The sequence below is a fragment of the Flavobacterium sp. AED genome (assembly GCF_000812945.1).
Classification (GTDB): Bacteria; Bacteroidota; Bacteroidia; order Flavobacteriales; family Flavobacteriaceae; genus Flavobacterium.
The window spans coordinates 127,229-141,938 of sequence record NZ_JSYM01000003.1; the positions used below are offsets into that span (position 1 = coordinate 127,229).

The window sequence follows — 14,710 nt, forward strand, 5'->3', positions numbered from 1 at the left end:
TTTGTGTAAAAAATAATTAAAAACTGCACCAAAACAGTAACAATAGGATCCATTTTTCATTGAAAATAATACCACTACAATAAACATTTTTTTGTTTGTAAAAAACAGCATGAATTTCTCTATGCCTTTTTATAAAAATATTAATCGTTTGATTTTAAAATGTAGGTGTCATGAAAAAAAATTACTTATTTATAATTCTATTGTCTCTAAATTCGCTTTGTAGTTTTGGACAAGATTGTATAACAGAAAGAATCATATCTGACCCTACAATATGTTTAGGTGAAAATGCCATAATCACGCTGTTCAATAGTGAGACTGGTATGGATTATCAATTACGAATAGGAACTACAGATGTTGGTAGTCCTGTGAGTGGCTTAACAGGAACCGACATAACTTTTTCAGTTTCTCCTTCCATCACAACTATTTATAATGTAATCGCAACAAGTGGAGCAATCTGTACCATTACCTATTCTGATGTTGCTACTGTCACTGTTAATCCATTGCCCATTGCCACAGCAGGAAGCAACTCTCCACAATGCGCCGGTTCTACATTAAACCTTACTGCATCGGGAGGAATCTCCTATAGTTGGACTGGACCAAATGGCTTTACATCAACTTCACAAAATCCATCGATCACTAATGTAACAACTGCTGCTTCGGGGACTTATACGGTGACCGTAACAGATGCAAATAGTTGCTTTGTAAGTGCAAGTACGACTATAGTAATTAATCCTTTGCCAATAGCTTCAGCTGGAAGCAACTCTCCACAATGTGCCGGTTCTTCATTAAACCTTACCGCATCGGGAGGAATCTCTTATAGTTGGATGGGACCAAATGGTTTTACATCAACTTCACAAAATCCATCGATCACTAATGTAACAACTGCCGCTTCGGGAACTTATACAGTGACCGTAACTGATAATAATGGTTGTATCAATACAGCAACGGTTACAGTAACGGTGAATGCTCTTTTAGTACCATCAGTAAACATTGGAGTAAATCCCGGAAATAATATTTGCGCCGGTACTTCTGTTACTTTTACTGCCACTCCTGTTAATGGTGGCGCCACCCCTATTTATCAATGGAAGATAAATGGTGTAAACGTAGGAATTAATAGTCCAACGTTTACTACTTCTTCATTAGTAAATACTGATAAAGTGACGGTTGTTCTAACTTCTAGTGTTACCTGTCCTGCTCTTGCAAATGTCACCAGTAATATTATTACGATGACGGTAAATGATATTGTGATACCATCGGTAAGTATTTCCGCATCGGCTACAACGATTTGCCCAGGTAATTCAATAAATTTTTCTGCTATACCAATAAATGGAGGTAGTACTCCTTCATATCAATGGATGATTAACGGTTTTAATGCAGGTACAAACAGTCCAAATTTTGCTGCCTCGTCATTCGTTAATGGTGATATAGTTACCGTTGAACTAACATCAAATGCACCTTGTTCGTCTCCCACTACTGCTATTAGTAATCCTATTACTATTACCGTAAACCCAGCAACACCAGCAACACCCGGGGCTATCAACGGAACAACTCCTGTATGTCCTGGTATTACAACTTTAACTTATGACATTACACTAGTCCTTAATGCAACAACTTATACTTGGACGGTTCCTACTGGATGGTCAATTACAGCTGGTGCAGGAACAAATTCAATAATTGTAACATCAGGAAGTACAGGTCAAAATGGAAATATTAGTGTCACCGCTGGAAATAGCTGTGGAACAAGTGCTGCAAGAACTTTGGCAGTAACTGTAAGTCCGGCAACACCAGTAACACCAGGAGCAATAACAGGTACTGTTACACAATGTCCAGCTCTAACAGGTCAGACATATACTGTTGCTCCAGTAACCAATGCGACAACTTATAATTGGACAGTTCCAACAGGATGGTCAATAACTGCAGGTACAGGAACTAATTCAATTACTATAACATCAGGCAATACTGGTCAAAATGGAAACATTAGTGTTACAGCTGAAAATAGCTGTGGTACAAGTGCTGCAAGAACTTTGGCAGTAACCGTAAGTCCAGCAACACCGGCAACACCGGGAGCAATAACGGGTACAGTTACACAATGTCCAGCATTAGCAGGACAAATATATAGTGTTGCTGCGGTTACCAATGCTACAACTTATACTTGGACAGTTCCTACAGGATGGTCAATAACTGCCGGTACAGGAACTAATTCAATAACTGTAACATCAGGTAACGCGGGTCAAAATGGAACTATTAGTGTCACTGCTGGAAATAGCTGTGGAACAAGTTCAGCAAACACTTTGGCAGTAACTGTAAGTCCCGCAACACCGGCAACACCTGGAGTAATAACTGGTACTTCACCTGCATGTCCAGGAATTACCGGATTAACGTATAGCATTGCTGCAGTAGCCAATGCGACAACTTATACTTGGACAGTTCCAACAGGATGGTCAATAACTGCCGGTACAGGAACTAATTCAATAACTGTAACATCAGGTAGTGCTGGACAAAATGGAACTATTAGTGTGACTGCTGAAAATAGTTGCGGAACAAATGCAGCAAGAACCTTGGCCGTAACGGTAAGTCCAGCAACACCGGCAACACCGGGAGCAATAACAGGAACGGTTACACAGTGTCCTGCATTAACAGGGCAGATTTATAGCATCGCTGCTGTAACCAATGCGACAACATATACTTGGACTGTTCCTACTGGATGGTCAATTACTGCTGGCGCAGGAACAAATTCAATCACTGTAACATCAGGTAGTGCTGGACAAAATGGAAACATTACCGTTACTGCTGGAAATAGCTGTGGCACAAGTACAGCCAATTCCTTGGCAGTAACTATAAGTCCAGCAACACCGGCAACACCTGGGGTGATAAGTGGAACTTCCCCGGTATGTCCAAGCATTACAGGATTAACGTATAACATAAGTGCAGTAGCTAACGCAACAACTTATACTTGGACAGTTCCTACAGGATGGTCAATTACAGCTGGCACAGGAACAAATTCTATTACTGTAACATCGGGTACTGCCGGTCAAAATGGAAACATTAGCGTTACCGCTGGAAATAGCTGTGGTACAAGTCCAGCAAAAACTTTGGCTGTAACTGTAAGTCCGGCAACACCTGCAACACCAGGAGCAATAAGTGGCTCAACAGAACAGTGTATAAGTAAATCAGGCCTTATTTACAGTATAACTGCTGTTCCAAATGCTACTTCTTATACATGGGCTTTACCTTCAGGATGGAGCATAACAACAGGGGTAAATACAAATTCTATTACGGTTTCAACATCAGGAACTGCAATTGGTGGAAATATTACCGTAACCGCAACCAATTCTTGCGGTACAAGTAGTGCTCAAACTTTTGTAGTAACTGTAAATACAGCTATTCCCGTAACACCAGCGATACCAACTAGCCCACAATCTACGTCAGTATGTCCCGTTGTTTCTGGATTACAATACAGTGTTACCGCAGTGGCTAATGCCACAAGTTATACATGGACTTTGCCAACAGGCTGGATTATTACTGCTGGCTCCGGTACCAATTCAATAACGGTTACTGCATCATCTTCTGCAGTAACCGGTAATATATCAGTAAAAGCAAGTAATGCCTGTGGTTCAAGTGCATCTAGTGCAAATTTACTCGTAACTGTTGGTAATTTTGCTTTTGTGGATGCAGGGGTTGATCAGGTAGTTTGCGCTGCATCACCGGATGTTTCCCTTTCTCCTACAACTGGAGGAGCAACAGGGAACAATAACGTAGTATGGAGTTCTTCTAATGGAGGTTCTTTTTCTCCTAATGCAAATAAATGGAATGCAACTTATACTCCCGGAGCTGCTGCAATAGCTGCGGGAACTGTAACATTAACCATTACATCTGATGATCCGTCAGGATCTTGTACAGCAGTAAGCGACCAAATGATAGTAACAATAACACCTATTGCGAGTATAGCTTCTGTTACAGGTACAAGTACTTTGTGCAGTTCCGGAACAACTACCTACATAGCGAACTCTGTAGTTCTTAGCGGTGGTATTGGTACTTGGAGTAGCAGTAATACTGCTGTAGCTACAGTTAACAGTTCTGGAATCGTAACAGGAATCGCAGCAGGTAATTGCAATATTATTTATACTATTACTGGAGGCTGTGGCGGAACTAAAACAGCCTTTCAATCTATCACTATTAACGCAGCACCAACTGTTAATGCCGGAGGACCCAAAAAAGGCGGAGGAGCTACAACCGGCGCATGGTCCATAACCTCTGGCGGGGGATTATTAAGCAGTACAGCACAAACTGCAACTCCTGCAACAGTAACTTATACTCCTGCAACAAACTTTAGTGGTACTGTTACCCTTACGCTTACTACAAATGCTCCTAGTGCCTGTTCTGTTGTAAGTGCAACTAGAACTATAACTATAAACACTGCTCCAACTGTTAATGCCGGAGGACCCGATGTGATTTGTCAATCTGCAACTCCTGCAAACTTTAGTGGTACTGTCACTCTTACGCTTACTACAAATGCTGCTAGTGCCTGTTCTGTTGTAAGTGCAACAAGAACTATAACTATAAACGCTGCCCCAACTGTTAATGCCGGAGGACCCGATGTGATTTGTCAATCTGCAACTCCTGGAGCCATTACATTAGCTGGAGCAACTCTAGGTGGTGGAGCAACAACTGGCGCATGGTCCATAACCTCTGGTGGGGGACTATTAAGCAGCACAGCACAAACTGCAACTCCTGCAACAGTAACTTATACTCCTGCACCAAACTTTAGTGGTACTGTTACTCTTACGCTTACTACAAATGCTCCAAGTACATGTTCTGTTATAAGTGCAACTAGAACTATAACTATAAACGCTGCTCCAACTGTTAATGCTGGCTCTGACTCAACAATTTGTTCAAATACCACTGCTACAATGGCTGGTTCTTTTGGAGGAAGTGCTACCTCAGCCACTTGGAGTACAAGCGGAAGTGGTACATTCAATAACAATACACCAACTGCAATTTATACACCAAGCGCTGCTGATATTATTGCAGGTATCATTACGCTAACATATACTACAAATGATCCGATTGGTCCATGTTCATCCGTAAACGCAGCTATCATCCTAACGATTAAAAAAGCTGTAGTAATTACAACACAGCCTTCAAACACGAGTGTGTGTGCTAGTTTTCCTGTAAATTTAAGCGTCGTTGCCATTGGTGATGGGTTAACGTATCAGTGGTATAAAGGCTCATCTCCAAGCGGAACACCAGTAGCTAATTCAGCCAATATTTCAGGAGCTCAATCAACAAATCTTCATTTTAATCAGGCAAATTTAACTGATGATGGTAATTATTATGTAATAATTGGTGGGGCGTCACCATGCGCATCAGCTACCTCTGCTCAAAGAACATTGAATGTAGACCAAGCTATTATTGTATCTACACAACCAGTTTCACAAGTACTGTGCACAGGTTCTAATGTGACATTTACTGTTGTTGCTGATGCGAATGGAGATCCTTTGTCTTTTCAATGGAGAAAAAATGGGATAAATATAGGTGGGGCAACTTCAACCACAACATCTTCTACATTAACAATCAATAATAGCACGGCAGCAGATGCGGCAAATTACGATGTCTTGATTTCAGGTCCTGCAGGTTATACGTGTTCATCTGTTCAATCTGCTGTTGCAGCATTAACTGTTAATCCGCTACCAACAATTAGTGGAACACTAAATGTGTGTGAAAGTTCCACAACTCAATTAAGCGGTTCAGCAGCACCGGCAGCAGTCAACCCTTGGGTATCTTCCAATACTTCGGTAGCTAGTGTAAGCAATACTGGTCTAGTAACTGGTATCACTGCAGGTACAACAGTAATAACTTATACCAATAGTAATGGTTGCAAAATAACTGCAACTGTCCTTGTTAATTCAACACCAAATGCTATAGCCACAAATGCTACACAAACAATTTGCTCAGCTGGTGCAATTACCACAATAGTTTTGTCAGGAAATGTAGCTGCTACAACTTTTAATTGGACTAGAAATAATACAGTCGCAGTAACCGGAATTCCTGCCAGTGGAACCGGTGACATTAGCGGAAGCTTAACCAATTCCACTAATGCACCAGTAACCGTAATTTTCACTATTACCCCAGTAGCAAATGGATGTCCGGGAACACCAATAACAGCAACAGTTTTAGTAAATCCAACTCCTAATGCAGTTGCAACTCCAGCATCACAAACAATATGTTCAGCCAATGCAATTACAACAATAGCATTTTCTGGAAGTGTTGCTTCGACTACTTTCAATTGGACTAGAGACAATACAGTAGCAGTAAATGGAATAGCAGCTAGTGGAAGTGGAAATATTAGCGGAAATTTAACCAATACAACCAATGCATCTGTAACAGTAACTTTTACCATTATTCCTACAGCTAATGGATGTCCAGGAACACCAATAACAGCTTCAGTTCTCGTGAATCCAACACCAAATGCAGCCGCAACAAATTCGGCTCAAACAATTTGTTCGGCAAATGCAATTGCAACAATGGTTCTTTCTGGAAGCGTAGCTTCGACTACTTTCAATTGGACTAGAGATAATACAGTCGCTGTAACCGGAATTCTTGCCAGCGGTAGCGGAAACATTAGCGGAAGCTTAACCAATTCTACTAATGCGCCTGTAACAGTAACTTTTAACATTACTCCTACAGCTAATGGATGTCCTGGAACATCTATAACAACAACAGTTTTGATAAATCCAACTCCTAATGCAGTTGCAACTCCAACATCGCAAACGATATGCTCAGCCAGTGCAATTACAACAATAGTACTTTCTGGAAGTGTTGTTTCAACTACATTCAATTGGACAAGAAATAATACGGGAACTGCAACTGGTATAGCAGCCAGCGGAAGTGGAAATATTAGCGGAAATTTAACCAATACAACTAATGCTCCAGTAACTGTAACTTTTACTATTACCCCTACAGTTAATGGATGTCCAGGAATACCAATAACTGCTACAGTTCTAGTGAATCCAACACCAAATGCAGTTGCTACTCCAGCGTCACAAACAATATGTTCAGCCAATACAATTACAGCTATAGTTTTATCAGGAAACGTAGCTTCAACTATTTTTAATTGGACTAGAGACAATACAGTCGCAGTAACCGGAATTTTGGCTAGTGGAAGTGGCAACATCAGTGGAACTTTGACAAACACAACTAATGCCGCTGTAACGGTAACTTTTACTATTATACCAACGGTAAATGGTTGTAGTGGGACACCAATAACTGCAACTGCTATTATTGAAGCTGCTTCAGTAGGAGGTGCAGTTACCGTTTCTCAACCCAATATTTTACCTGTGGTTAAAATCGTTACGGTATGTCACTCTGCCAGCGGAACGATATACTTGAGTGGGCATACCGGTACTATTGTGAGATGGGAATCTTCAACCACTGGAGGAGCTAGTTGGACGCCAATTGTAAATACTGGTACAACTTATAATTATACAAATATTCTGGCGACTACACTATTTAGAGCGGTTATCCAAAACGCATCATGTACACAAACCTATTCAGCAGCTGCTATTATAAACGTGATTCCAAATATCAAACCATCACCAGTTAGCGCAACGCCGTCAACAATATGCAATGGTGATTCAACAATTCTATCTTCACAAAGCGGTTATGCTACAAGTCAAAACCTTGTAACCGGCGGTGCTTTTGATAATTCTAACCCTACAGGATGGTTGGTAGATGGTTGCGGTAATTGTCTAAATGCTGGTTCAAGTAATACAAATCCAAACCCATTTCAACTAAGCGCAACAAATGGCGGTACTTATTCTGGCATTAATTATACCTCCGTTGGTAAATTTGCTATTGCTAATGGTAATTTTAACTCTATATTACAAACCCCTGTTTTTACTACTTTAGGTCTGTCATCAGCAAGTTTAAGTTTTGACCAAGCCTATTTTTTAACGGCTGGTGCTTCAGCAAAAGTTGAAATTTCTATAGATGGAGGTCTGACATACAACACTATTTTGGCTCAATACACTGGTCCAAGTTCTCAAGGACCTTATAATATCAGTACGAATATGAGTATTGATTTGAGTGCCTATTTGGGACAAACCAACTTAAAAATCCGATTTAACTATCAAGGTACCGTAGGAAGTTCATGGGCAATAGATAACATTAAAATTCCTGAAGCCCCTGTAGGAGTGCTGACATCACAATGGATAGATACCAATACTAATACCGTTATAAGTAATAGTAATTCTACAAATGCAACGGTATCCCCAAGCGTTACAACTACCTATGCCGTAACATCATTTCTTAATGGTTGTACTAGTTTTGGCCCTAACGGAACTACCTACGTAACAGTAACGGTAAATCAAAGACCTACAGCAAGCATAGGAGTGAATCAAACCATTTGTTATGATGGGACTGCCACTTTTAGTGTTGCATTAACAGGAACTGCTCCTTGGAGTGTAACCTATAGCAATGGTACAACTCTAACAACAGTTAACAATGTCAATGTGAATCCTTTTGTATTTACTATTTCTAATATCATAACAAATAAAACCTATACTATCACAGCATTAAGCGATTCTAAATGTACCGCAAAACCAATAGATTTAACTGGATCGGCTACTGTAACAGTTTTAAATGGAACAGCTGGTTTATGGACCGGATTGGTAAGTACAGATTGGTTTGATTGCAAAAACTGGGCTGGTGGATTACCTTCAAGTACGATAAATGCCCAAATCCCTACCGTCCCTTCTGGAGGACCTAGAATGCCAGTAATCGATCCGGCAAACTCTACTTTTGCGGCAGCATACAGCAATATTGCAAGCGCACAAGATATAATTATTGCAAGCGGAGCCTCGGTTACTATGGCTTCCATTGGGGCTTCAAATTTGCAAATTAGTCGCGACTGGAAAAATAGTGGCTCTTTTATTCCGGGAATTGGAACAGTAACCTTTAATGGGGGAACTGCTAATCAAATTCAGACTGTCAATCTGGGCATTAAAACCAATGAAACTTTTTATAATTTAACTACAAACAATTCAGGCACCGCTAAAGGAATTAGTCTAGTAGACAACTTTGAATTAACTGTTTCTAATATTTTATCCTTATTGAGCGGTGATATCCGTTTAACTGGGGAAGCGCAATTAGTTCAGGCTGGAAGCGGAGCAAATCCTATTGGCGGTTCCGGAAAATTATTGAGAGATCAACAAGGTCAAAAAAACAGTTTCAATTACAATTACTGGTCATCCCCTGTTAGTCTAAATAATACTAATTATTCTATTAGCGGTATTTTAAGAGACGGTACTGATGTAACCACAAGCCCCTTTAGTCCTGGAACTATAAATTTTGGAGATGGTGCCTATTTTGCTGATGGAGTTGCTACAAACCCAATAAAAATAAGCAACCGTTGGTTATTTGCTTATAATTCTCTTACACCTGATTCGAATACTGATTTAGAAAACTATTATCAATGGAATGCTATTGGGAATACTGGTTTATTAAAACTGGGAGAAGGATTTACAATGAAAGGAACTGATGGTACAGCTTCGCTTTTATCGACCCAAAATTATGTTTTTGTTGGTAAGCCTAATTCTGGGACTATTTCCTTAAGCATAGGCTTAGACCAAACCTATTTAATAGGGAATCCATATGCATCTGCACTTGATGCCGATGAGTTTATAAAAGACAATTTAAAAGATTGTGGTGGCTGTAGAGCTGGTGCAAATATCTTTAGTGGAGCACTTTATTTTTGGGATCATTTTGGATTAACAAGCAATCACTTTCTGGCGGAATACGTTGGAGGTTATGCAACTTATACCCTAATGGGTGGTTTAGTAGCCATCGCTGATGACCCTTTAAATGTAAATAATGGTTCAACCGGAACAAAAACACCAAAACGCTACATTCCTGTAGCCCAAGGATTCTTTGTAGACGCTTCTTTAGACCCATCATTAGCAGGAACAGCAACTACCGTTCAAGGTGGAACCTTGAATTTTAAAAACAGTCAAAGAGCCTTTATTAGAGAAAGTTCCGGGAATTCAATATTTATGAAACAAAGCGTTCCTAAAAAAATGGCAGTCGAGCAAATTGACCCAAGATCTAAAATCAGATTGAGTTTAGTATCAGCTATAGGAATAAATCGACAATTATTAGTGGGAGTTGACAGTAATACCACTAATGAATTTGACATTGGTTATGATGCCCCAATGCTAGAGATAGAAGGAGATAACATTTATTGGGAATTTAGTAATAGTAAGTTTGTGATTCAAGGTGTCCCCGATTTTAATGACGACCAAATAATTCCTATAGGCCTTACTATAGCAAATGAAGGCTTGACTACCATCAAAATTGATGCGCTAGAAAACGTACCTGAAACTACTGAAATTTACTTATATGACAATGTTTCCGGAAATTATCATGACATGAAAAATAGTGGATTTGCGATTCCGCTTGCTGTTGGCGAATACAACAATCGTTTCTCTTTGCGATTTACCAACAAAACACTCGGTGTTGAGGACAATATAATTAATGATGGTATTCTAGTCTTGTATTCAAACAACTATAAAGTTTTAATTATCCAAAACAAAGTGCTTGACACTATGATTAATGAAGTTCACCTGTTTAATCTATTAGGGCAAGATCTTACAAAATGGGATGTTGAAAATAGGGATCAAACTAGAATTCAAATTCCAATCAAGAATCTAAGTTCCGGAATTTACATTGTAAAACTAAAAACTTCGAAAGGAGATTATAGCAAAAAAATTATAATCAAATAAAAAAGTTATATCTAATGATAAAACTGGCGTAATTAAGTAAACATTAACCATAAATTTAAAATTGATATTAATTATTCTTTTTATATTTGAGGAATTAATTCCAATTAATTTTCGATCAAAATAATAATTACAATTTTAACTTTACAAAAATGAAAAAAATAGGTACCCTTTTAGCAATACTTTTATTTACAATCAGTGCCAGCGCACAAGAAGCTAAACCAGTTGCAAAAGAAAAAGCTAAAAAAGAATCTTGTTGTGCAAAAACAGATTCAAATGAAAAAGCAATGACAGCCGCAGAAGTGGAAAAATGCAAGATTAAATGCAAAGCCGAAGGTAAAAAATGTGAAGCAAAAATGGCGCAAGCTGAAGGTAAAAAATGTGGTACCACAATGACCAAATCCGAAGGAAAAAAATGCTGTGCTAAAAAAGCATAACTTAGTTTAAGAATGAAACGCCTCTAAATTTAGAGGCGTTTTTCATTTTTATTATTTCTATTACTACTAATTTATAAGTATTTTATTTAACTCTTACACTCCATTCAAAATCCATTTCGGATACTTGGACTCCTTTTTCATCTGTTCCAATGGATTTCATCCAAAAGGTTTGCCCCTCTCCATTAGCAATAGTTTCTTGAATCGCTTTTTCTATTAAATAACCATCTTTGCAAGTAAAAGTGATTCTTCCAGTCGCTTTCTTTGTAAAATTTCCTTTGTTGTTAGCCACTAACATCGATATTTTTCTGCCGCTTTGTTGAATTTGATACATAACCAAAGCTCCCGTAGAAAGCTCAGCAGCCATAGCTTGCACAGCAAAATACATGGAATTAAATGGATTTTGGTTAATCCAGCGGTGTTTTACTGACACTACACATTTATGCTCGTCTATCTCTTTTACACGTACGCCACAGATAAATGCCGATGGTAATTTGAATAATAAAAATTTATTAAGTTTTGATACGGTAAGTTTCATATATAGTTACTATTTGTTTTTTATAGGAATTATGGTATCGCTATTCTTCATTATTTTTGGGATTTTGAATCATGGCGAGTTGATTATTGCTGGTTTTTTTGCTAAAATACAAAAAAATACTATGCGTACATATAAAAATATTTTGTTAATATTTTGTTAATATTTGGTACTATGCGAAACAAGATACTGTCTTTTAGCCATATATTTGCATAAGAAATTACTATATACTTTTAATCATGGAAACAACTACTGAAAAAAACACCGCTACATTTACTCATTTGAGTGCATTAACTCAATATTTCATTCCTTTTGGAAATTACATTTTTCCAATATTGATTTGGTCTTCAAAAAAAGACAAATCAGAATTTGTAGATCATAATGGAAAACAAGTACTGAATTTTCAATTGAGTTTATTACTCTATTCTTTAGTATTAATTATGATAGCTGTCCCAATCTTTCTAATTACTTTCTTAAAGAATATTCCTTTTGAAGCGCTAATAAATGATCACGATATAGTTTTAAGAAATTTTAGTTTTGAGGGTAACATAGGATTGTTAACAGTAGGTTTAGTAGCTGTTTTAATTTTTGGTCTTTTGAAAGTGGCTGAATTCTTTTTAATCATTTATGCTTCCATAAAAACATCAAATGGTGAAAAATACAACTACCCAATTACGATTCCGTTTCTTAAATAAAAACAGAAATAGATTAAAAGATAATAGCAGTAGAAAATAAGGAACCAAATAGCCCTGATTGAAATGGAAATCCTTTTTTATTTTCCCTTTAAAAATAAAAAAGATTGAAATGGAAAGCAGGAATAAGCTCCAAAAAAAAAATCAATCATCAATCAAAAAATGAATAGTTTAATCAACCAAAAATCAAAAAAAAGAAATTATGAACATTGAAAACACAAAAGCCCAGATGCGTAAAGGTGTTCTCGAGTTTTGCATCTTATCCGTATTGAAAGAAAAAGATGCCTACACATCGGAAATATTAGACACTTTGAAAAACGCTAAATTGTTAGTCGTGGAGGGAACTATTTATCCATTACTTACAAGATTGAAAAACGATGGATTGCTCAACTACCGTTGGGAAGAATCAACATCAGGACCACCAAGAAAATACTATGGCCTGACCGAAATAGGACAAACTTTTTTAAACGAACTTAGTGGTACTTGGACTGAATTATCTGATGCCGTAAACCTTATAACCAACCAAAAACAATAGTCATGAACAAAACTGTAAATATAAACCTAGGCGGAATGTTCTTTCATATAGATGAAGATGCATACCAAAAATTAACACGATACTTTGATGCTATAAAACGTTCTTTATCGAATTCATCAGGGCATGATGAAATTATAAAAGATATCGAAATGCGTGTTTCGGAATTATTGAACGAGAAACAAAAAAGCGACAAACACGTTGTAGGATTAAAAGATGTAGATGAGGTAATTGCGGTAATGGGACAACCTGAAGATTACATCATTGAAGATGAATTGAAAGGTTCTCAAACGTATAGTGACAACACTAATAGAAGATCAAAAAAGCTTTACAGAGATAAAGAAAAAGGAATGATTGGCGGTGTTGCTGCAGGATTAGGGCACTATTTTGGAATCGATTCAGTTTGGATTAGAATTGTTTTAATATTATTAGTTTTTGCTGGATTTGGAACTGGTATTCTTGCTTACATTATCCTTTGGATTGTAACACCAGAAGCCATTACAACATCAGAAAAACTAGAAATGACTGGAGAACCGGTTAACATTTCGAATATCGAAAAAAAAGTTAGAGAAGAGTTTGAAAGCGTTTCAGGAAAAATAAAAAATGTTGATTATGACAAATATGGCAATCAAATAAAAACGGGTGCCAGTAAAATAGGAAACTCATTTGGTGATTTTATCATGACAGTTTTTAAAGTTTTTGCAAAATTTTTAGGGGTGATTTTGATCATAACAGGAATTGCAACTTTAATTTCTTTACTGATAGCCGTTTTTACTTTAGGTTCTTCTAATTTTATTGATGTGCCTTGGCAAAGTTTCATTGAGGCGGGAAATTTTACTGATTATCCAATATGGTCTTTTGGACTATTGATGTTCTTTGCTGTAGGGATTCCGTTCTTTTTCTTGACTCTTTTAGGTTTCAAATTATTGTCTCCTACCATGAAGTCAATAGGAAATATTGTAAAATATACATTATTGGCACTTTGGATAATTGCTATTGCCATCCTAATTTCAATTGGAATAAAACAAGCATCTGAAGTGGCATACGAAGGAAAAACAGTTCAAAAAGAAACTATTAATCTAATGCCAACAGACACTTTATATGTAAAATTCAGATACAATGATTATTACACAAAAAGTATTAATGACAGAGAAAACTTCAAGTTTGTTCAGGATTCTGCAAATGCTCAATTAATTTACTCCAATAATGTGAGATTCCAAATTTTACATACTGACGAGAAATTACCATTCATTCAGATTGAGAAAATGGCAAGAGGGAAATCATTTCAAGACGCTAAACTAAGAGCTGAAAAAATAAAGTATGCTATTAAAATTGAAGGAAATCATGTTATTCTTGACAATTATTTATTGACTGAAGTGAGTAATAAATTTCGTGATCAGGAAGTGGAAATCTTCTTATATTTACCTGAAGGAACTTTATTGAAACCAGATTCATCGGTTCAGGATTATGACAGGTCTGATGATTCATTCTTCAACTTACATTACAGTTCTGACAGCTATATTTATAAAGTAGAAAACTCACAAATAAAATGTTTGAATTGTCCTGCTGATGAAAATGAATATGATGACGTAGATAATGATACAGACAATGACAGCAGTCAAACATCAGTTACGATCAACAAAGAAGGAGTTTCAGTAAAAAATGACACTATCATTAACTCAAAAAACAACATTCAAGAATTAAAAATTAATAAAGACGGCATTATCATTAAAACCAAATAG

The 14,710-nt window shown here is 37.3% G+C and carries 6 protein-coding genes; 5 read left to right on the top strand and 1 reads right to left on the bottom strand.

What is annotated here, in order from left to right; all coding sequences use genetic code 11:
• Positions 1-170 precede the first annotated feature (170 nt).
• Both OA85_RS12140 and OA85_RS12145 read left to right on the top strand, forming a co-directional pair.
• Positions 171-10,778 carry a PKD-like domain-containing protein gene (locus tag OA85_RS12140; RefSeq protein WP_039110047.1) on the top strand — a complete coding sequence of 3,536 codons (10,608 nt, stop codon included), beginning with the start codon at positions 171-173 and terminating at the stop codon, positions 10,776-10,778.
• 149 nt (positions 10,779-10,927) lie between these two features.
• Positions 10,928-11,212 (top strand): hypothetical protein, encoded by a 285-nt coding sequence (locus OA85_RS12145; protein WP_039110048.1) that lies wholly within the window; start codon positions 10,928-10,930, stop codon positions 11,210-11,212.
• 82 nt (positions 11,213-11,294) lie between these two features.
• On the opposite strand, the gene OA85_RS12150 is transcribed toward OA85_RS12145, so the two are convergent.
• Entirely contained in the window at positions 11,295-11,747 is a 453-nt protein-coding gene (locus tag OA85_RS12150; RefSeq protein ID WP_039110049.1) for a DUF4442 domain-containing protein, read from the bottom strand.
• A gap of 236 nt (positions 11,748-11,983) precedes the next feature.
• Here OA85_RS12150 and OA85_RS12155 point away from each other — a divergent pair, with 236 nt between their 5' ends.
• The 3 genes from OA85_RS12155 (at position 11,984) to OA85_RS12165 (ending at position 14,710) form a co-directional block, all read left to right on the top strand.
• Positions 11,984-12,439 (top strand): DUF4870 domain-containing protein, encoded by a 456-nt coding sequence (locus OA85_RS12155; RefSeq protein ID WP_039110050.1) that lies wholly within the window; start codon positions 11,984-11,986, stop codon positions 12,437-12,439.
• A 199-nt stretch (positions 12,440-12,638) separates the two neighbouring features.
• A complete protein-coding gene (locus tag OA85_RS12160; RefSeq protein WP_039110051.1) occupies positions 12,639-12,971 on the top strand; it encodes a PadR family transcriptional regulator in 333 nt (110 codons plus the stop codon).
• 2 nt (positions 12,972-12,973) lie between these two features.
• Positions 12,974-14,710 carry a PspC domain-containing protein gene (locus OA85_RS12165; RefSeq protein ID WP_039110052.1) on the top strand — a complete coding sequence of 579 codons (1,737 nt, stop codon included), beginning with the start codon at positions 12,974-12,976 and terminating at the stop codon, positions 14,708-14,710.